We start from the raw sequence: 19,069 nt of genomic DNA on the forward strand, positions 1-19,069 counted from the left end.
GAGCGCGTAGCGCAGGTTGCGGGCGAGGAACGAGCACGCGGCCGGAGCGGAGTGCGACCGAGCGCGACAGCGGGCACGAGCGGCGAGGTTGCGGGCGAGGAGCGCGTAGCGCAGGTGGCGGCGTACTGCCTGGGTCTGGGCGACGACGCGCTGGTCTACGCACAGCGGCTGGGGGAGTGGATCTCGCGGGCGCCGCAGATCGAGGAGGACATGGCCCTCGGCAACGTGGGGCTGGACCTGCTCGGGCAGGCGCGGGCGCTGCTGACCCACGCGGGTGAGCTCGACGGCGGCGGCCGCAGCGAGGACGACCTGGCCTACTTCCGCGACGAGCGGGAGTTCCGCAACGTGCATCTCGTGGAGCAGCCGCGCGGGGACTTCGGGTTCGAGATGGCGCGGCTGCTGTGGTTCGCCTCCTACCAGTGCGAGCTGTACGCCCGGCTCACCACGTCGAGCGACCCGGTGCTCGCCGGGGTGGCCGAGAAGGCGGTCAAGGAGACCACCTATCACCGTGACCACGCGGAGCAGTGGGTCGTGCGGCTGGGCGACGGGACTGACGAGTCGCACCGCCGCATGCAGGATGCGCTTGTCGCGGTATCCCCTTATGTCGCAGAGCTTTTCGACGACGATGACGTGTCGGTGGCGGCGGCCGAGGCGGGCGTCGGCGTGCTCCCTTCGACCCTGCGCGAGCCGGTGCTCGACCGCGTCACGCAGGTCGTCGAGCTGGCCACGCTGACCATGCCCGAGCAGTCGCGCTGGCGCTCTCGCGGCGGCCGCGAGGGCATCCACTCCCAGGTCATGGGCTACCTTCTGGCCGAGATGCAGCACATCGCCCGCTCCCACCCGGGGGCGACGTGGTGAGCGCGCAGCTGGCCACGAGCCCGCTGCAGGAGGTGGCGCAGATCCCCGACCCCGAGGTGCCGGTCGTGACGATCGCCGACCTCGGCATCCTGCGCGAGGCGAGCGTGGCCGACGGGGTGCTGCGCGTGGTGATCACCCCGACCTACTCCGGCTGCCCGGCGATGGACGCCATCCGCGGCCGCATCGAGCACGTCGCCCGCAAGCACGGTCTGGGCGCCGAGGTCGAGACCCGGTTGAGCCCGGCGTGGACCACCGACTGGATGAGTGACGATGGGCGAGAAGCGTTGTCGCGCTTCGGGATCGCGCCTCCCGGCGCGAAGCCGGGCGGGCCGGTGGCCCTGTCGCTGAGCGTACGTCGGGTGGTGTGTCCGCAGTGCGGGGGCGACGACACCGAGGAGCTGTCCCGGTTCAGCGGAACCGCGTGCAAGGCGCTGCGGCGCTGCCGGTCCTGCCGTGAGCCGTTCGAGGAGTTCAAGGCCATCTGATGTCGCTGCTGAGCACTGCGCCGAAGCGCACCCGTCCCCGTTTCCACGACCTCACGGTGGTCGACAAGCAACCGTTGACCGACTCGGCCGTCGCGGTCACCTTCGCCGTGCCCGACGACCTGGTCGAGGCCTTCGCGTTCGAGCCGGGCCAGCACCTCACGCTGCGCGCGCAGATCGGCGATCGCGAGGAGCGCCGGTCGTACTCCATCTGCCTTCCTCGCTCAGAAGCGTTGCGCCGCAACGTCGTTCGCGTCGGGGTGGCGAAGGTGCCCGGTGGTGCGATGTCCACCTGGGTGCACGACGAGCTGCAGGTCGGCGACACGGTGCAGGTGATGGCGCCGCTGGGGGGCTTCACCTGCCCGACCCGGCCCGACCTGGCGCGCCACCACGTCGCGATCGCCGCCGGCTCGGGCATCACGCCGGTGCTGTCGCTGCTCGCGACGGCGCTCGAGGAGGAGCCGCGGTCGCGGGCGACGCTGCTGTTCGGCAACCGGCGCACCGACTCGGTGATGTTCCTCGAGGAGCTCGAGGACCTCAAGAACGCCTACCCCGGCCGCTTCCACCTGATCCACGTGCTGTCCCGCGAGCCGCAGGACGTCGAGCTGTTCACCGGCCGCATCGACCGGGAGCGCCTCGAGCGGATCACCTCGCTGCTGGTGCCGGTCGAGTCGGTCGACGAGTGGTACCTGTGCGGCCCGTTCGGGATGGTCGAGGACGCCCGCGGGCTGCTCGAGGACCGGGGCGTGCCGCACGAGCACGTGCACCACGAGATCTTCCACGTCGACGACGCCGGGCTGCCCACGGCGCCGCCGCCGGTGGTCGAGGACCCGTCCGCACCGCCCGAGGCGACGGTCACGGTCAACCTGGACGGACGGCGTACGACCATCCCGATGCCCTCGAAGCAGGAGACGATCCTCGCGGCCACGCTGCGCGAGCGCCCCGACGCGCCGTTCTCGTGCACCGGCGGGGTGTGCGGCACGTGCCGGGCGCGCGTGGTCGACGGCGAGGTGCGGATGGATCGCAACTACGCCCTCGAGCCGGAGGAGGTCGACGCCGGCGTCGTGCTCGCCTGCCAGTCGCACCCGGTCAGCGAAAAGGTGACGCTCGACTACGACGCCTGACGGCACACTGGCGCGGTGACCGCCGCCCAGGACCGCGCGCTCGAGGCCGTCCGCGCCCGCGCGGCCGACGCCGACGCGGCCGTGCCCGGTGCGCCGACGCTGACGATCAACCTGCACCCCGACCGGCTCGACCGGCGGGGACGCCCGGTGCTGGAGGCGCTGGTCGCCGACGGCGAGGTGCACAACCAGTTCGTGACGGGTATCTCCGCCGGCGGGCTCGACAGCGTCATGCGCGGCGCCCGAACCCGTTGGGAACAGGCGATGTTCGGCGACGCGTACGACCACGCGGACCCGCACGAGCGGCCCCGTTATGCCGGTCTCAGCCTGGTGCGCGACCCGTGGGGTGCCTGCCCGCGGTTCGGGTCGGGGCACCTGCGGCTGCGCCCCGAGCTGCTGGAGCGCACGACCTTCACCTGGGGCGACAGCGTGACCGACCCGACCGCCGCCGGTGTCTGGGGGCGGATGGGCGCGGTGCTGCGGGCTGCCCAGGCGGACGGCTGGAGCGAGCTCACCGGTGCGCCGCGCCGGGCCGCCGACCTGCGCGACACCTACGTCGAGGCGCAGGTGCACGCGCCGGTGCGCCTGGCGGGCGACGTCGAGGCGCTGGTGCTGGACGAGTCGTTCCGGGGCAGCGCGGTCGAGCAGGTGGCCGGCGCCGCGGCGACCTCGTGCGGCTTCGACCTGGAGTGGGCGCCCGCCCGGTCGCTCGACCCGGACGCGCTCGACCCCGCGTTCCGCACCGGGCTCACGCCGCGGCTGGCACGCGAGGTGCACGCGCGGCTGGCGCGACCCGGGCAGCCGTTGGACGCCGAGCTGGTCGGCCGCGCCGCCCAGGAGGTGGTGCGCTCGCGCGGGGAGGGGTGGCAGGCGTACGGCGATGTCGGGCAGACGCTGCAGGAGGTGAAGTACCTCTGGCACCACCTGGTGCGGTTCGGCACTCCCGGCACGGATCGGTGAGCGGCATCGGTGAGCAGGCGTGCGGCTGAGCGCACGGGCGGTCACCGATGCGGGTCACCGATGCGAGCGGTGCGCCCCGGCGGTCACTCCCAGGTGGTGGCGTGCTGCGCGAAGGCGTCGCCGGTCTGCACCGGCACCACGCAGAACAGCAGGCCGCCCGGGTCGGCCAGGATCACGTAGCCCTCGCGCCGCTCGTGCACCGTCGCGCCGAGCGCGGTGACCCGGGCGACCTCGGCCTCGACGTCGTCGGTCTCGATGTCCAGATGCACGCGCGGGGGAGTGCCGGCTCCCGTGCGCTGCAGCTCCAGCATCACCTCGCCGGGCAACCGGTCCAGCGACTCGTAGGGCTCCGCGCCGGGGGCCTCGCTCGAGCGCCGCGCACCACCGCGCGCCCCGGCCCAGAACGCGGCCGAAGCGTCGTAGGAGGCGTCGGGGTGGTCGATGAGGACGACGCCGATGCGGGAACGGTGCATGGGGCGAGGCTAGGCCGCTCGTCGCGCCCGCGGGCCGGGACGGGCGCACTCGAGGGGCGGCGGGCGTACGCCTCCCGGGCGCGCGCCGAGGTCGATCGCGACAATGGTGCGGTGATGACTCCCTACGTGACCGGAGGCGCGGCGATCGCCTGCGCCGTGGCGCTGGTCGTGAGCTGGCGGCAGGACCCGCGCCGGCTGCGCAACGGGGTCTTCGCCGTGCTGGCGCTGGCCCTCGGGGCGATCGCGGTGCTCACCGCGCAGCAGGACGACCCCGGCCCGCTGGCCCAGCTGATCGCCGTCGTGGCGCTGGGCGTGCTGCCGCTGGGCTATCTCGTGCTGTCGGTCTTCCTGATCGCCAACGGGCTGGTCATGCTGCGCCGCGAGGGACGCTCGCTGGGCAACCTGATGTCCTTGCTGACCGGGCTCGCGATGGCCGCGCTGCCCGTGCTGCTCGTCGTGGTCACCCAGCGGGAACGGCCGACCTGGTTCGTCTCGTTCGTGCTCGCGCTGCTGCTGCTCGGGGGCTACGTCGGGTGGGTGTTCGCCTGCTTCGCGGCCTACTGCCTGACCTATCGGTTCGCGCCGCGCACGCGCCGCGCGGACGCCCTGGTGGTGCTCGGGTCGCGGGTCATCGACGGGCGGGTGCCGCCGCTGCTCGCCGCGCGCCTCGACCGGGCGGTGGGGATCTATCAGCGGCAGCGCGGCGAGGGGCATGCCCCGCTCGTGGTGCCCTCCGGCGGGCAGGGCCCCGACGAGTCGGTGCCCGAGGGCGTCGCCATGGCGGAGTACGCCCGCGGCAAGGGCGTCGACCCCGCCCACCTCGTCGTGGAGGACCGGGCGCGCACCACCGAGGAGAACCTGCTGCTCAGCCGTGCCCTGGTGCAGGAGCGTCGCCCCGGCGGCCGGATGCTCGTGGTCACGAACGACTACCACGTGTTCCGCACCGCGCTGCTCGCCCGGCGGCTGGGCACCGGCGCGCACGTCGTCGGGGCGCCGACGGCGAGGTACTACGTGCCGTCGGCCTACCTGCGCGAGTTCGTCGCGGTCGTGCGGGAGCACTGGCGGCTGCACGCCGTCGTCGCCGCGATCATCCTCGCGATCGTCGCCGCCGGCATGTGGGTGTCGCTGCAGGACACCGGCCTGGTCGACGCGCTCGCGGTCTGAGCCGCGTCAGCGCCGCACGTAGGTGACCCAGTCGAACCCCTCGCGCCGCTCGCGGGAGACCTCGCGCCACTGCTGCAGGTCGACCTCGGGGAAGGTCGTGTCGCCCTCGGGCTCCGCGTCGATCTCGGTGAGCTCGAGGGTGTCGGCGAGGTCGATCGTCTCGCGGTAGATCTGCCCGCCGCCCCCGATGAACACCTCGCCGTCGGGCGCCATCGTGAGCGCCTCGGCCAGCGAGTGCGCGACCAGCGCGCCCTCCGCCGACCAGTCGCGGTCCCGCGTCAGCACGATGCTGGTGCGGCCGGGCAGCGGGCGGCCGATGGCGTCCCATGTGCCGCGGCCCATGATCAGCGTGCCGCCGAGCGTCATCCGCTTGAACCGTTTGAGGTCCTCCGACAGGTGCCACGGCATGTCGCCGTCGGCGCCGATGATCCGGTTGCGGCCCATCGCCGCGACCAGGGTGAGGGACTGGGCGAAGCCGCGCGTGACGTACGCCGGGATGTCGCCGCCGGCCGCCACCAGCTCCAGCGCCTGACGCTCGTGCGGCACGGTGCGCTCGGGCAGCTCGTCCAGCGGGAACCAGCGGACCCCTGCGCTCTTCGCCGGCTCCATCACCCGCGGCTCGCCCGACCAGCGGCTGCACGTGAAGAAGATGTCGGCGCGCTGCTCGACCGGCAGCCGCGTCAGGCTGTAGCGCTGCAGCGTGGTCACCGGCACCAGGTCGCCCGGCGACACCTCGACACCGAGCTCCTCGCGCGCCTCGCCGACCGCCGCGTCGAACGCCGACTCACCGGCCTCGACGTGCCCGGCGGCGCCGCAGCCCCACCAGCCGTCCATGAACCCGGTGCCGCGCCGCTCCTGCAGCAGCACCTCGTGCCGGCCGCCCTGCTCGCGCAGCAGCGCGACGTACGCCGCCGGCACCAACGGCACCCGCGGCGCCCCGTCGCGCACGGCCGGGGAGCTCGCCGGCGTGGTCTCGATGCGTGGCTCGGCCAGCGCCTCGCCACCCCTCGACCGGCTTGGTGACTGCTCCTCGCCCGCACCCTGCGCCGCTCGTTCCTCGCCCGCACCCTGCGCTGCGCGCTCCTCGCCGCTCATACGGCGATCGGGGCCTTGATCGTCGGGTCGGCCACGTAGCCCTCGAGCGTGATGTCCTCCAGCTCGAAGGCGTCGAGGTCGCGCACCGCTGGGTTGAGCCGCAGCGTCGGCAGCGGCTTGGGGGTGCGGGTCAGCTGCTCGCGGGCCTGGTCGACGTGGTTGGAGTACAGATGCGCGTCGCCGAGGGTGTGCACGAACTCGCCGGGTGCCAGGTCGGTGACCTGGGCGACCATCGAGGTGAGCAGCGCGTAGGAGGCGATGTTGAACGGCACGCCCAGGAAGATGTCGGCCGAGCGCTGGTAGAGCTGGCAGGACAGGCGCGCCGGGCGGTCGCCGGTGGCCGGGCTGACGTAGAACTGGAACATCGTGTGGCACGGCGGCAGCGCCATGTCGTCGACGTCGGCGACGTTCCACGCGGACACGATGTGCCGGCGCGAGTCGGGGTTGGTGCGGATGCTCTCGACCACCCGCGCGATCTGGTCGACCGTGCCGCCGTCGGGCGTCGGCCAGCTGCGCCACTGGTGGCCGTAGACCGGGCCCAGGTCGCCGTTCTCGTCGGCCCACTCGTCCCAGATCGAGATGCGCCGATCGTGCAGCCACTGCACGTTGGTGTCGCCCCGCAGGAACCACAGCAGCTCGCCGAAGATCGACCGCAGGTGCAGCTTCTTGGTGGTCAGCACCGGGAAACCCTCGGCCAGGTCGAACCGCATCTGGTGCCCGAAGACCGACAGCGTGCCGGTGCCGGTGCGGTCGGACTTGGGGGTGCCCTCGTCGAGCACGCGCGAGAGGAGGTCGAGGTACTGGCGCATGCCGACGAGGGTAGAGGGGGCCACCGACAGCACCGCGCGCGACGGGACGCCTCGCCCGGGCCAGCCGGTCGGCGCGCGACCCGGGGTGACGGCTAGCCTTGAGCACCATGACCTCCACCCCGTTCGGCCGCGTCGTCACCGCGATGGTCACGCCCATGCGCGAGGACGGCCGGCTCGACCTGGACGGCGTGCAGCGCGTCGCCACCTACCTCGCCGACCACGGCCACGACGGGCTCGTGGTCAACGGCACCACCGGTGAGTCGGCCACGACCACCGACGAGGAGAACTTCGCGACGGTCAAGGCCGTCGTCGAGGCGGTCGGTGACCGCGTCCAGGTGACCGCGGGCGTCGGCACCAACGACACCGCCCACTCGGTGCGCGCCGCCGAGGCCATGGCCGGCCTGGGCGCCGACGCCGTGCTCATCGTGACGCCGTACTACAACAAGCCGACCCAGCCGGGCATCGTCGAGCACTTCCGCACGGTGGCGCAGGCGACGGGGCTGCCCGCGATGGCGTACGACATCCCGGGCCGCACGGCCACGGCGCTCGCCACCGACACGATCCGCCGGCTCGCTGAGATCCCCGAGATCCAGGCCGTCAAGGACGCCAAGGGCGACTTCTTCGAGGCCAGCCGCCTGATGGCCGAGACCGACCTGCTGTGGTTCTCCGGCGACGACGTGGTCAACCTGGCCCACCTCGCGCAGGGCGCGGTCGGCGTCGTCTCGGTCGTCGGGCACGTCGCGGGCGAGCAGTACGCCGCGATGGTCCGCGCCGTCGACGCCGGCGACCTGGCCACCGCCCGCGAGATCCACACCCGACTCATCCCCGTCGTCGACGCCGTGATGCACACCAGCCAGGGGGCCATCCAGGCCAAGGCTGCGATGAAGCTGCTCGGCGTCATCGACTCCGACTTCTGCCGGCTGCCGCTGCTGCCGGCACCCGACGAGCACCGCGCGCTCCTGCGCGATGCCCTGACCACCTCAGGACTGATGTGAGCCACCCGCACCCCGAGCTCGGACCGCCCCCAGCACTCGCGAAGGGGGGTGTGCGGGTCGTCGCCCTCGGCGGCCTCGGCGAGGTCGGCCGCAACATGACGGTCATCGAGTACGACGGGCGCCTGCTGATCGTCGACTGCGGCGTGCTCTTCCCCGACGACCACCCGGGCGTCGACCTGATCCTGCCGGACTTCGAGTACATCGCCGACCGGCTCGACGACATCGACGGCATCGTGCTGACCCACGGGCACGAGGACCACATCGGGGCCGTGCCCTACCTGCTGCGCATGAAGCGCGACATCCCGCTGATCGGCTCCCAGCTGACCCTCGCGCTCGTCGAGGCCAAGCTCAAGGAGCACAAGATCACCCCGCTGACCCTGCAGGTCAAGGAGGGGCAGCGCGAGCAGATCGGCCCGTTCGACTGCGAGTTCGTCGCGGTCAACCACTCGATCCCCGACGCGCTCGCGGTGTTCATCCGCACGCCCGGCGGCAACCTGCTGTGCACCGGCGACTTCAAGATGGACCAGCTGCCGCTGGACAAGCGGATCACCGACCTGCGCGCGTTCGCGCGGATGGGCGAGGAGGGGGTCGACCTCTTCCTCACCGACTCGACCAACGCCGACGTGCCCGGCTTCACCACGCCCGAGCGCAACATCCTCCCGGCGATCGAGACCGTCTTCGAGAAGGCGCAGCGCCGGATCATCGTCGCCTGCTTCTCGTCCCACGTGCACCGCGTGCAGCAGGTGCTGGACACGGCGTACGAGTTCGACCGCAAGGTCGCCATGGTCGGCCGGTCGATGGTCCGCAACATGACGATCGCCCAGGAGCTGGGCTACCTGAAGGTGCCCGACGGCGTGCTCATCGACGCCAAGAAGCTCGACCAGTACCGCGACGACGAGGTCGTGCTGATCTGCACCGGGTCGCAGGGTGAGCCGATGGCCGCGCTCTCGCGGATGGCCAACCGTGACCACAAGATCGACGTCGGCCCCGGCGACACGATCCTGATGGCCAGCTCGCTCATCCCCGGCAACGAGAACGCGGTCTACCGGGTGATCAACGGGCTGATGCGCCTCGGCGCCGACGTGGTGCACAAGGGCAACGCGCTGGTGCACGTCTCGGGGCACGCCAGCGCCGGCGAGCTGCTCTACTGCTACAACATCGTCAAGCCCAAGAACGTCATGCCGATCCACGGCGAGTGGCGTCACCTGGTCGCCAACGGCAAGCTCGCCGAGCAGACCGGGGTGCCCGCGAAGAACGTCGTGCTCGCCGAGGACGGCGTGGTCGTCGACCTGGTCGACGGCAAGGCCTCGATCGTGGGGGCGGTGCCGTGCGGCTACGTCTACGTCGACGGCTCGCTGGTCGGCACGACCGACGAGACGATGCTGAAGGACCGGCGCATCCTGCGCGACGAGGGCTTCGTGACGATCATCGTGGTGCGCGACGCCGCGACCGGGAAGATCGCCGCCGGCCCCGACATCCGCACCCGCGGTTTCGCCGAGGACGAGCAGGTCTTCGAGAAGGTGCTGCCCAAGCTGGAGGAGGCCCTGGAGGATGCGCGCCGCAAGGGCGTCACCGACTCCCACCAGCTGCAGCAGATCATCCGCCGCACGGTGGGCGGCTACGTCGGCGGGAAGCTGCGGCGACGGCCGATGATCATTCCGATGGTGATCGACGCCTGACGACGGCGCTGCCCGGTGGTGGGATCACGCGAAGCGTCGGCACCGGGCAGGGACGAGGAAGGCGTCGGGAGAGTGCGCGCCTGACGGCGGCGCTGCCCGGTGGTGGGATCACGCGCGCCTGAGGAGTTGCGTACATCTCGACAGGACGAACCCGTGGCGGCCACCGGGTTTGCGCCGTCTCCGGCGTCGGGGTCCTCGTTCTTCCTGTCCGTCTGCCCGCCGTACGCCTCACGCACCCTGGGAGCGGAACGCGCGCCGGTAGGCCGTGGGGCTGGTGCCCAGGCGGGCGCGGAAGTGGTGGCGCAGGGTGATGGGGGTCGCGAATCCCGTTGCGGCACAGATCTGTTCGACGCTCAGGTCGGTCGACTCGAGCAGCTCCTGGGCGCGGTGCACGCGTCGCTCGGTGAGCCACCGGGCGGGGCTGGTGCCGGTGGCGGCGGTGAACCGGCGCTGGTAGGTGCGCAGCGACATCGACGCCCGGGCGGCGAGGGTCGCGACGTCGATCGCCTGGTCGAGGTGGGCGGTGGCCCAGTCGATGCTGGCCGAGACGCGGTCGTCGTCGGGGTCGCGGGGGAGCGGCTCCTCGATGAACTGGGCCTGCCCGCCGGCGCGGTGCGGCGGCACGACCATCCGGCGGGCGATGCGGCCGGCGACCTCGGCGCCGTGGTCGAGCCGGACCAGGTGCAGGCACAGGTCGAGCCCGGCCGCCGACCCGGCGCTGGTGAGCACGTCGCCGTCGTCGACGAACAGCGGGGCGCGCTCGACGCGCACCCGGGGATAGGTGTCGCGCAGGCGGTCGGCGTACTGCCAGTGGGTCGTGGCGGGGCGTCCGTCGAGCAGCCCGGCGCCGGCGAGGGCGAACGCTCCGGAGCAGATCGAGACCATGCGTGCGCCGCGGCGCGCGGCGGTCTGCAGGGCGGCCACGACGGCCGGGGACGGTGGCTGGGTGACGTCGCCGACGCTGGGCACGATCACGGTGTCGGCGCGGGCCAGGTCGTCGAGGTCGTGGTCGGTGCGCAGCTGCCCGCCGCCGATCGTGCTCGCCCGCCTGCCCTCGGCGCACAGCCGCAGGGAGTACCACGGCTGCGGCAGGCCGGGCCAGGGGTAGCCGAACACTTCCATCGCCGCACCGGCCTCGAAGCCGGTCATGCCGTCGTAGGCCAGGACGGCCACGACGTGCGGGCGGGTGCGAGCGGTGCGCGCCATGGCGCGATCTTATCGAAGGTCGTCATTCATGCCACTCGTGCCCGGCCGTACGCCGGCGCAGGCTGGGCGCATGGACGAGACGAGGACGGGGCGCACCGGGTGGCGCGCGCTGCGGGAGCTGGTGGCCGACCTGGCGGCCGGGGTGCACGCGGGCCACGGCCTGCGGCACGGGATCGAGCCGTCAGCCGATGATCGTGCGCGCGAGCGCGGCGCAGGCGCAGGCCCACAGCACGCTGACGAACGTGCCGATGATGAACCGCTCGGCGACGGCGGGGTCGTCGCCCGACCGCAGCTCCGGATAGCGCCCGAGCCCCTTGATGGCCAGGGCGAGCGCGACCATCTCGCGCCAGCCCGCGACGACCGAGGCGTAGATCGCGACCCGCTCCAGCGACCCGATCCAGGCGCCGCCGCGCAACCGGTCGGCGGCGCCCTCGAGGGGGCCGCGGTGCAGGTCGGGGAAGGCCGGCGTCGGCCGTGGCTCCTCGGGGCGGCCCCGGTCGGCGAGCCGGAAGACGAGCACCGTCAGCGGTCCGCCGCCCAGGGTCGCGAGCACGCCGAGCGCGGCGACCACGAGGAAGTCAGGCATGGCGCCAGGGTAGGAGCGAGGTCGGACACCCGCCGATAGCCACGCGCGTCACGGCAGCGTGCGCAGCCGGCGGATCGCCGCTGCGGCCACCGCGAGGCCGTGGCCGCGCACCCGTTGCGACGCGGCGGAGGTGCTGATGCCGAGCTCGGCGGCCAGCTGCTGCTGGGGGACGTCGTCGACCAGCCCGCGCAGCAGTCGCCACGAGCGCTCGTCGAGCGGGCCGAGCAGCTGGTCGAGGCAGGCCAGGGCCGGGTCGACCGCTGCGGGCGGGGGAGCGGTCTGGTCGTCGGTGCGGTAGGAGAACCGGGCGTGCTTGGTGGCCGCGCGCGCGGCGCGCTCCTCGACGTGGACGATCGCGTCGCGGGCGGCCCACCAGGCCGGCCCGTCGGACGCCCCCGCCTCGTCGGAGAGGTCGGTCACCCCGCCGTAGCCGAGCCCGGCGCGCACCTCGACCTCGGGAGCCAGCGCCAGCCGCACGGCGAAGGCGACGCCGATCGCGTCGCCGAGCCGGGCGTACGTCGCCTGGAACTCGTCGCCCGCCGTCACCCCCGGCGCGCGCAGCGCGGGGAACTCTTCCCGGGTCTGCTCGAACGCGGCGACGAGCCGGTCGTGCAGCCCGGCGCGGTCGCGGTGGGTGCGGGAGCCGACGACGTCGACGATCAGGGCGGCGCACGACAGGGACGGGGACCGAGCCATGGAATGAAGCATAGAACTTCATTCACCAGAAGTGAAGCGGAACGCTTCACTGGCCCGGTCCCCGTGCGCAGCGGCGTCGCGGCGTCAGTGCGCGGCGCGCGCGACGTCGGTGCCCTTCGGCGTGAGCACGAAGGCCAGCGCCGCGACGGCGAGCATCAGGATGCCCCCGATGCTGGCGCTCAGGACGGCGAGCGGGTGTCTAGGCTCGTGACCGTGCGGCAGGCGGGGATGGTGCGACGGCCGTCCGCGCGCACCCGGCGCCTCGCCGCCGCCGGCCTGACCGTGCTGGTCGCGCTGCTGGTGAGCACCCGCTGGTGGGACACCCACCGCTTCCAGGTCCCCGTCCTGCAGGCAGCCTTCCCCGTCGTCGGGGCGCTCGCGGTGGGCTGGGCGGCGCTGCTGCTGGCGCTGCGGCACCGGACCGCCGCGACGGTGCTCGCGGTGCTGGCCGCGCTCGTACCGCTGCTGCTCGCCGGGGGTTCGCTGCGCAGCGACACGGTGCCGTCGCGCCCGGGCGACCAGGTCGTGATGAGCGCCAACCTGCAGTACGGCCGCGCCGACCCCGCCGCGCTCGTCACCCTGGTGCGCGAGCAGCGCGTCGACGTGCTCGTCCTGGTCGAGGTCACGCCCGACGCGGCCGCCGCGCTGCGCCGCGCCGGCCTCGACCGCCTCCTGCCGCAGTCGGCCGGCAGCCCGCGCACCGGCGCCGACGGCACCGTGATCCGCAGCCGCCACCCGCTCCAGACGCTCGAGAACGCCCAGGTGCCAGGCCTTTTCGGCTCACCTGTCGCGCGCGTGCGCGCACCCTCGGGCACGTACGTCGTCAAGGGCGTGCACCCGTACCCACCCGCCGGCGAGCTCGTCGCGGGGTGGCACCGACAGCTGCGCGACCTGGGGCGGTGGGTGCGCGCGCAGCCGACCGACGAGCCGCTGGTGCTGGCCGGCGACTTCAACTCCTCCTCGGCCCACCCGGCCTTCCGCGAGGCGACCGCCGGGCTCACCGACGCCCACGGCGCCGCCGGGAAGGGGTGGGTGCGCACCTGGCCGGTGGGGCAGCGGGTGCCGCCGTTCGTGCAGATCGACCACGTGCTGCAGCGCGGCGGTCGCGTGGTCGATGCCGGCAGCGCGACCGTGCCCGACACCGACCACGCGGTGGTCTGGGCGCGGCTGCGCGTCCCGGGCTGAGTGCCGCAGCGCCCGACCGGCCGCCCCGCGCGACCGCAGCGCCCCCAGGGCAGGCAGCGCCCCCAGGGCATACGGTGCGGTGGTGAGCGAGCGCGGTGGCGGGCCCTTCGGCGAGCTGGGACGGTTCGCCCGGGCGGCCCTGGTCGACCCGGTGCCGCGCGACCACCGTGAGTCGCGCGCCGCGATCCGCCGCCGCCAGGTCGTGGTGCTGGCCACCCTCGTCGTCGGCTTCGCGCTGCTGACCTGGGCGCTGCGTACGCCCCCTGGCAGCTCGGCCTTCTACGTCGCCACCCTCGCGCTCGCCGCGGTCTGGGTGGCCGGGGCGTTCGCCTCCGGGCCGCTGCACCTGGGCCGCGCGCGCACCCGCACCGGGCGCATCGACGCGCGCCCGGTCGTGCAGCCGGTCGTCCTCGGCGTCTCGCTGCTGCTGGTGTTCCTCGCCGGGGCGCTCGTGGTGGGCCGGATCCCGCTGCTGCGCGGCCCGGTGGAGGAGCTGCTCGACCACGCCCGCTTCGGCTCGCTGCTCGCCGTCGCGCTCATCACGGCGATCAACGGCATCGCCGAGGAGCTGTTCTTCCGCGGCGCGATGTATGCCGCGCTCACCCGCCACCCCGTCGCGGTCTCGACGATCGCGTACACCCTGTCGACCGTGGGCACGGGGGTGCCGCTGCTCGTGCTGGCCGCCGCCGCGCTCGGCCTGGTGACCGGCCTGCAGCGTCGGGTCACCGGTGGCATCCTCGCGCCGACGATCACCCATGTGGTGTGGTCGCTCGGCATGCTCCTGCTGCTTCCCCCCGCCCTCGCGATCGGAGACTGACATGGCCACGGACCAGACCGACCGGCCCGCCGGCGACGGGCCGGTGCTCGTCACCGGCGCCACCGGATACATCGGCGGGCTGCTCGTCCCCGAGCTGCTGCGTCGCGGCCGGACGGTGCGGGTGCTCTCGCGCAGCGCCGACCGCATCGCCGAGCTCGACTGGGGCGACGCGGTCGAGGTCGCCGAGGGCGACGCGTCCGACGCCGACGACGTGGCCGCGGCGCTCGAGGGCGTCGACGTGGCCTACTACCTGCTGCACTCGATGGCCGGCGGCGACGACTTCGAGGAGCGCGACCGCGAGCTGGCGCGCACGTTCGCGACCGCCGCGGCGCAGCAGGGCGTCCGGCGGCTGGTCTACCTCGGCGGCCTGCACCCCGACGGCGAGCTGTCGCCGCACCTGGCCTCGCGCGTCGAGGTCGGGAAGATCCTGCTCGACTCGGGCGTGCCGACCGCGGTCCTGCAGGCCGGGGTGGTGCTGGGCGACGGGTCGGCGTCGTTCGACATGCTGCGCTACCTCACCGAGCGGCTGCCGGTCGTCGTCGCGCCGCGCTGGCTGCGCAACCGCATCCAGCCGATCGCCGCGGACGACGTCGTGCACTACCTCGCCGAGGCCGCCGACCTGCCGGCCGACCTCAACCGCACCTTCGACGTGGGCGGCCCCGACGTGCTGACCTACGCCGAGATGATGGAGCGCTTCGCGGCCCTCACCGACCTCGGCCCGCGCTACATCGCGACCGTGCCGGTGCTCACCCCCGAGCTCGCCAGCCTGTGGGTGGGGCTCGTCACGCCGGTCGACTCCGGGGTGGCGCGGCCGCTGGTCGGCAGCCTGATCCACGACGCCGTGCGCTCCGAGGAGGACCTCGACGACCTGGTCCCGCCCCCGCCCGGCGGGGCCGCCGGCTTCGACGAGGCCGTGCGCCGGGCCACCCGCGACATGCACCTGTCGCTGTCGGCCCAGGGCGCCCGGCTCGGGGCGGGCGCGATCGGCGCGGCCGTCTCGCTCGGGTCGGCGGCGACCGCGCCGGCCCGGGGAGTGCTGCGCCGCCTGCGGTCCTGAGCCCCGGGCGTACGTCGGGGTCGGGGGCCGCCGGCAGCGGCGCCGGGGCGGGTCGCTCGGTCCGATCGGTGACGTGCCCTCCGGGCCTCGGCATCGCCGGCCCCCGCGTGTGACACGTGGTGCAGGTGGGACGAAGGGCTACCCTGCGGACGTGGCCACCCGTCAGTCCGCGTCGTCCCAGCGCGCCTCCGCGAGTCGCGGTCGCTCCACGCGACCGTCCTCGCGCACGTCCTCCCGCCCGCCCGCCAAGAAGAAGGCCGGCGCGGGTGGCAGCACGCGCGCCAAGACGACCAGCGGCGGGCTGCCCCTGCCGCTGCGCGCGCTGCGCGGCACCTGGATGGGCGTCGCGCACGTCGCCGGCGGCGCCGCCCGTCGGGTCGGGACGTCCGCGCGCGACCTCGACCCCGAGCACCGTCGCGACGGAGTCGGTTTCCTGCTCGTCGCGCTCTCGCTCGTCGTCGCCGCTCGCGAGTGGTGGGGCCTGAGCGGATTCTTCGGCGACGTCGTGCACGCGGTCGTCGCGGGCACGTTCGGCCGGGTCGGCCTGGTGCTGCCGCTCGTGCTGCTGCTGCTCGGGGTGCACCTGCTGCGCTCGCCGCGCGGCCACCAACCGACCAACCGGGTCGTCATCGGCCTGGTCATGCTGGCCTTCTCCGCCTGCGGCCTGGCCCACCTCGCCGACGGCATGCCCGCCCCGCCCGACGGCCAGGAGGCCATGCGCGAGGCCGGCGGCATCATCGGCTTCCTGGCCTCCAGCCCGCTCGAGGCGGCCGTCCGGGTCTGGGGCGCGGTGCCGCTGCTGCTCCTGCTCGGGGTCTTCGGCCTGCTCGTCGTCACCGCCACGCCGGTGCACCTGGTCGGGCAGCGGCTCGGCGAGCTGCGCGACCGGATCTTCGGCATGCCCGAGGCCTACGACGGCCAGGACGAGGAGCAGCTCGACGCCGTCGCGGCCGACCGGCACGGCGCCGACATCGACGGCACGGCGCCGAAGCGGCGCAGGCGCACCCGCAAGAAGGACGCCGAGCCCGAGTCCGACGACGAGGCCCGCGAGGGTGACGAGGCGTTCGAGCAGGCGGCCACGGTCGTACCCCGTCGGACCAAGGGCGGACGGGTGCTGCGCCCCGGCGAGAAGGCCCCCAAGGACGACCCCGAGCGCGCCGGCGGCGAGGTCTACGACGGCGAGGCGGCCGAGGCCGCCGAGGCGCTGGACCGGGCCAAGCAGGGCGCGGTCAAGCTGCCGACCGCCAAGGCGGGGGAGGCGGCCGCCGGCGAGAGCAGGTCCAAGCTGGAGGCCCCGCCCACCCAGCAGCTGCCGCAGCGCGTCGAGCAGCTCGCGCTGGCGGGCGACGTCACCTACACGCTGCCCGAGAGCACGCTGCTCGAGCCGGGCACCCCGCACAAGTCGCGCTCGTCGGCCAACGACCGCGTCGTCGAGGCGCTCACCGAGACGCTGGAGTCGTTCAACGTCGACGCCGAGGTCACCGGGTTCACCCGCGGCCCGACGGTCACCCGCTACGAGGTCGAGCTGGGCGGCGGCACCAAGGTCGAGAAGGTCACGGCGCTGTCGAAGAACATCGCCTACGCCGTCGCGTCGGCCGACGTTCGCATCCTCAGCCCCATCCCGGGCAAGAAGGCCATCGGCATCGAGATCCCCAACACCGACCGCGAGAAGGTCAGCCTCGGGGACGTGCTGCGCAGCCAGGCCGCTCGCGGCAACGAGCACCCGATGGTGATGGGCGTCGGCAAGGACGTCGAGGGTGGTTACGTCATCGCCAACCTCGCGAAGATGCCGCACATGCTGGTGGCGGGCGCCACCGGCGCCGGAAAGTCCAGCTTCGTGAACTCGATGATCACCTCGGTGCTCATGCGCGCGACGCCCGACGAGGTGCGCATGGTGCTGGTCGACCCCAAGCGGGTCGAGCTGACCGCCTACGAGGGCATCCCGCACCTGATCACCCCGATCATCACCAGCCCCAAGAAGGCCGCCGAGGCGCTGCAGTGGGTCGTGCGCGAGATGGACACCCGCTACGACGACCTCGCGGCGTTCGGCTACAAGCACATCGACGACTTCAACAAGGCGGTGCGTGCCGGACGGGTGCAGCCGCTGCCCGGGTCGGAGCGGGTGCTGCAGCCCTACCCCTACCTGCTCGTGATCGTCGACGAGCTCGCCGACCTGATGATGGTGGCGCCGCGCGACGTCGAGGAGTCGATCGTGCGCATCACCCAGCTCGCGCGCGCGGCCGGCATCCACCTGGTGCTCGCGACGCAGCGCCCCTCGGTCGACGTCGTCACGGGTCTGATCAAGGCCAACGTGCCGAGCCGTCTCGCCTTCGCCACCAGCTCGCTCGCCGACAGCCGCGTCGTGCTCGACCAGCCCGGCGCCGAGAAGCTCATCGGCCAGGGTGACGCGCTGTTCCTGCCCATGGGCGCCTCCAAGCCGATGCGTGTGCAGGGCGCGTGGGTCACCGAGACCGAGGTCCAGCAGGTCGTGGAGCACGTGCGCGAGCAGCTGAAGCCGACCTACCGCGACGACGTCGCCGTCTCGGCGCCCAAGAAGGAGATCGACGAGGACATCGGCGACGACCTCGACGTGCTGCTGCAGGCGGCCGAGCTGGTCGTCACCACGCAGTTCGGGTCGACCTCGATGCTGCAGCGCAAGCTGCGCGTCGGGTTCGCCAAGGCCGGTCGCCTGATGGACCTGCTGGAGTCGCGCGGCATCGTCGGCCCGTCCGAGGGCTCCAAGGCGCGTGACGTGCTGGTCAAGCCCGACGACCTGCCGACCACGCTCGCGCTGCTGCGCGGCGAGGAGGTCCCCGACCGGGCCGACGACGCCGGTGACGTGGGCGAGGAGCCGGCGCAGGCGTACCACGACGGCCATGACGGCGAGGATGAGTCCGGTGAGGACGCGTGGGAGCTGACCCAGCACGGCCGCTGAGGACCGGGTGCACCGCGGCCGGGGGTCCGCGGCCGCGGTGGCAGCGGTGGCGCTACTACCCCAACGCGGTGCTGCTCGGCGCCCAGCTGCTGGGGATCCTGGTCTACCCGTTCACCGACAGCGAGCTCGGGCGCGCGGTCTTCTCGCTCTTCCAGCTCGGGGTGCTGGTCATCGCCGTCGGCGCGGTGCGCGCCACCCCGGCGCTGAACTGGGTGTCGTGGGTGTTCGGCGTGCCGGCCGCGGTGCTGACCCTGGTCGAGGTCGTCGTGCGCGACAACAACACGATCTCGTTGCTGTCCAACGTGACTCACGCGGCGTTCTACTTCTACCTGGCCTATGCGCTGGTGCGGTACATGTTCGCCGACCGGCACGTCAGCACCGACGAGATGTTCGCGACCGGGTCGTGCTTCACGGTGGTCGCATGGGCGTTCGCGTACCTGTACGGCGCGGTGCAGAACGTCTGGGGGCCCGAGCAGTTCTCGCACGCCGGCGACGGGCCGCTGACCTGGATGCAGATGCTGTTCCTGAGCTTCACGACGATGACCGGCACGGGCCTGTCCGACATCTCGCCGGTCGGGGGACAGGCACGCTCCATCGTCATGCTGGAGCAGCTGGCCGGGCTCAACTACGTCGCGCTGGTGGTCGCCCGGCTGCTGGCCATGACGATGGCGCGTTTCCACGCCGAGGGTGACGCGGACGTACGGCGGTGGCGGGGTGACGCGGGCACGCCCCCCAGGAGCGACCGCGCCACCGACACCCGCACCGACACCGACACCGAGACCGACGAGGCGTGAGGCGTCAGTGCGTCAGGCGTGAGGCGTCAGGCGCGGCGCACACCTTCCCGCGCATGAAACCGGGTTACGTGCGTTTGACCCTGATGCATTGAGGTCAGTTACACGTAACCGGGTTTCATGCCTGGGGGTGCCGATGAAACCCGGTTTCATGCGGGGT

18 protein-coding genes are annotated in these 19,069 nt (G+C 73.3%); 12 read left to right on the forward strand and 6 right to left on the reverse strand.

Annotated elements, in window-relative coordinates:
- Positions 1–114 precede the first annotated feature (114 nt).
- From paaC to FB554_RS03990, 4 genes are read left to right on the forward strand one after another with little or no spacing between them, the layout of a single operon-like run.
- The gene (paaC, locus tag FB554_RS03975) at positions 115–858 is read left to right on the forward strand and encodes a 1,2-phenylacetyl-CoA epoxidase subunit PaaC (protein WP_236022255.1); all 744 of its coding nucleotides are present in this window, start codon (positions 115–117) and stop codon (positions 856–858) included.
- On the forward strand, positions 852–1,343 hold the full coding sequence (paaD, locus tag FB554_RS03980; RefSeq protein ID WP_420809459.1) for a 1,2-phenylacetyl-CoA epoxidase subunit PaaD: 492 nt from the start codon (positions 852–854) through the stop codon (positions 1,341–1,343). The genes paaC and paaD overlap by 7 nt, the downstream gene beginning before the upstream one ends.
- Complete coding sequence (paaE, locus tag FB554_RS03985; RefSeq protein ID WP_142004734.1) at positions 1,343–2,464, forward strand: 1,2-phenylacetyl-CoA epoxidase subunit PaaE; 1,122 nt, start codon at positions 1,343–1,345, stop codon at positions 2,462–2,464. Before paaD ends, paaE begins: the two co-directional genes overlap by 1 nt.
- Before the next feature lie 15 nt (positions 2,465–2,479).
- The gene (locus tag FB554_RS03990; RefSeq protein ID WP_142004735.1) at positions 2,480–3,421 is read left to right on the forward strand and encodes a DUF3626 domain-containing protein; all 942 of its coding nucleotides are present in this window, start codon (positions 2,480–2,482) and stop codon (positions 3,419–3,421) included.
- An 83-nt stretch (positions 3,422–3,504) separates the two neighbouring features.
- On the opposite strand, the gene FB554_RS03995 is transcribed toward FB554_RS03990, so the two are convergent.
- A complete protein-coding gene (locus FB554_RS03995) occupies positions 3,505–3,894 on the reverse strand; it encodes a VOC family protein (protein WP_142004736.1) in 390 nt (129 codons plus the stop codon).
- Between the two features lie 114 nt (positions 3,895–4,008).
- Between FB554_RS03995 and FB554_RS04000 the strand changes: the two genes are divergently transcribed.
- Positions 4,009–5,058: a YdcF family protein gene (locus FB554_RS04000; protein WP_142004737.1), complete on the forward strand. Its 1,050-nt coding sequence runs from the start codon at positions 4,009–4,011 to the stop codon at positions 5,056–5,058.
- Between the two features lie 6 nt (positions 5,059–5,064).
- On the opposite strand, the gene FB554_RS04005 is transcribed toward FB554_RS04000, so the two are convergent.
- On the reverse strand, positions 5,065–6,153 hold the full coding sequence (locus FB554_RS04005) for a dihydrofolate reductase (RefSeq protein WP_142004738.1): 1,089 nt from the start codon (positions 6,151–6,153) through the stop codon (positions 5,065–5,067).
- The gene (locus tag FB554_RS04010) at positions 6,150–6,962 is read right to left on the reverse strand and encodes a thymidylate synthase (RefSeq protein ID WP_142004739.1); all 813 of its coding nucleotides are present in this window, start codon (positions 6,960–6,962) and stop codon (positions 6,150–6,152) included. Before FB554_RS04010 ends, FB554_RS04005 begins: the two co-directional genes overlap by 4 nt.
- A gap of 107 nt (positions 6,963–7,069) precedes the next feature.
- Here FB554_RS04010 and dapA point away from each other — a divergent pair, with 107 nt between their 5' ends.
- Together dapA and FB554_RS04020 are read left to right on the forward strand one after the other, a co-directional pair.
- The gene (dapA, locus tag FB554_RS04015) at positions 7,070–7,957 is read left to right on the forward strand and encodes a 4-hydroxy-tetrahydrodipicolinate synthase (RefSeq protein ID WP_142004740.1); all 888 of its coding nucleotides are present in this window, start codon (positions 7,070–7,072) and stop codon (positions 7,955–7,957) included.
- Positions 7,954–9,636 (forward strand): ribonuclease J, encoded by a 1,683-nt coding sequence (locus FB554_RS04020; protein WP_142004741.1) that lies wholly within the window; start codon positions 7,954–7,956, stop codon positions 9,634–9,636. The genes dapA and FB554_RS04020 overlap by 4 nt, the downstream gene beginning before the upstream one ends.
- A 228-nt stretch (positions 9,637–9,864) precedes the next feature.
- Here the strand turns inward: FB554_RS04020 and FB554_RS04025 are convergent, their stop codons facing one another.
- The 3 genes from FB554_RS04025 to FB554_RS04035 form a co-directional block, all read right to left on the reverse strand.
- Positions 9,865–10,842: a helix-turn-helix domain-containing protein gene (locus FB554_RS04025; RefSeq protein ID WP_142004742.1), complete on the reverse strand. Its 978-nt coding sequence runs from the start codon at positions 10,840–10,842 to the stop codon at positions 9,865–9,867.
- A gap of 181 nt (positions 10,843–11,023) precedes the next feature.
- Positions 11,024–11,428 carry a hypothetical protein gene (locus tag FB554_RS17055; RefSeq protein WP_170206774.1) on the reverse strand — a complete coding sequence of 135 codons (405 nt, stop codon included), beginning with the start codon at positions 11,426–11,428 and terminating at the stop codon, positions 11,024–11,026.
- A gap of 48 nt (positions 11,429–11,476) precedes the next feature.
- Complete coding sequence (locus FB554_RS04035; RefSeq protein ID WP_170206775.1) at positions 11,477–12,124, reverse strand: SatD family protein; 648 nt, start codon at positions 12,122–12,124, stop codon at positions 11,477–11,479.
- A 213-nt stretch (positions 12,125–12,337) separates the two neighbouring features.
- Here FB554_RS04035 and FB554_RS04045 point away from each other — a divergent pair, with 213 nt between their 5' ends.
- The 5 genes from FB554_RS04045 to FB554_RS04065 all read left to right on the forward strand — a co-directional run bounded on the left by FB554_RS04045 (position 12,338) and on the right by FB554_RS04065 (position 18,912).
- Positions 12,338–13,309, forward strand: coding sequence for an endonuclease/exonuclease/phosphatase family protein (locus tag FB554_RS04045; protein WP_170206776.1), 972 nt, complete (start codon positions 12,338–12,340; stop codon positions 13,307–13,309).
- A gap of 82 nt (positions 13,310–13,391) precedes the next feature.
- Positions 13,392–14,126, forward strand: a complete 735-nt coding sequence (locus FB554_RS04050) for a CPBP family intramembrane glutamic endopeptidase (RefSeq protein WP_142004747.1) — start codon at positions 13,392–13,394, stop codon at positions 14,124–14,126.
- Between the two features lies 1 nt (position 14,127).
- Complete coding sequence (locus FB554_RS04055; protein ID WP_142004748.1) at positions 14,128–15,183, forward strand: NAD(P)H-binding protein; 1,056 nt, start codon at positions 14,128–14,130, stop codon at positions 15,181–15,183.
- 337 nt (positions 15,184–15,520) lie between these two features.
- A complete protein-coding gene (locus FB554_RS04060; RefSeq protein ID WP_236022442.1) occupies positions 15,521–18,118 on the forward strand; it encodes a DNA translocase FtsK in 2,598 nt (865 codons plus the stop codon).
- Positions 18,091–18,912, forward strand: coding sequence for an ion channel (locus FB554_RS04065; protein WP_236022257.1), 822 nt, complete (start codon positions 18,091–18,093; stop codon positions 18,910–18,912). Before FB554_RS04060 ends, FB554_RS04065 begins: the two co-directional genes overlap by 28 nt.
- The last annotated feature ends 157 nt before the right edge of the window (positions 18,913–19,069 follow it).

Origin of the sequence: Barrientosiimonas humi (assembly GCF_006716095.1) — a bacterium.
Taxonomy (GTDB): Bacteria; Actinomycetota; Actinomycetes; order Actinomycetales; family Dermatophilaceae; genus Barrientosiimonas; species Barrientosiimonas humi.

What these genes read in the sequence shown, in the direction of transcription:
- FB554_RS17055 (WP_170206774.1), bottom strand. Translation starts at nt 11,428, where the DNA reads ATGCCTGACTTCCTCGTGGTCGCCGCGCTCGGCGTGCTCGCGACCCTG.
- paaE (WP_142004734.1), top strand. Translation starts at nt 1,343, where the DNA reads ATGTCGCTGCTGAGCACTGCGCCGAAGCGCACCCGTCCCCGTTTCCAC.
- FB554_RS04035 (WP_170206775.1), bottom strand. Translation starts at nt 12,124, where the DNA reads ATGGCTCGGTCCCCGTCCCTGTCGTGCGCCGCCCTGATCGTCGACGTC.
- FB554_RS04000 (WP_142004737.1), top strand. Translation starts at nt 4,009, where the DNA reads ATGACTCCCTACGTGACCGGAGGCGCGGCGATCGCCTGCGCCGTGGCG.
- FB554_RS03995 (WP_142004736.1), bottom strand. Translation starts at nt 3,894, where the DNA reads ATGCACCGTTCCCGCATCGGCGTCGTCCTCATCGACCACCCCGACGCC.
- dapA (WP_142004740.1), top strand. Translation starts at nt 7,070, where the DNA reads ATGACCTCCACCCCGTTCGGCCGCGTCGTCACCGCGATGGTCACGCCC.
- FB554_RS04060 (WP_236022442.1), top strand. Translation starts at nt 15,521, where the DNA reads ATGGGCGTCGCGCACGTCGCCGGCGGCGCCGCCCGTCGGGTCGGGACG.
- FB554_RS04010 (WP_142004739.1), bottom strand. Translation starts at nt 6,962, where the DNA reads ATGCGCCAGTACCTCGACCTCCTCTCGCGCGTGCTCGACGAGGGCACC.
- FB554_RS04005 (WP_142004738.1), bottom strand. Translation starts at nt 6,153, where the DNA reads ATGAGCGGCGAGGAGCGCGCAGCGCAGGGTGCGGGCGAGGAACGAGCG.
- FB554_RS04055 (WP_142004748.1), top strand. Translation starts at nt 14,128, where the DNA reads ATGGCCACGGACCAGACCGACCGGCCCGCCGGCGACGGGCCGGTGCTC.
- FB554_RS04025 (WP_142004742.1), bottom strand. Translation starts at nt 10,842, where the DNA reads ATGGCGCGCACCGCTCGCACCCGCCCGCACGTCGTGGCCGTCCTGGCC.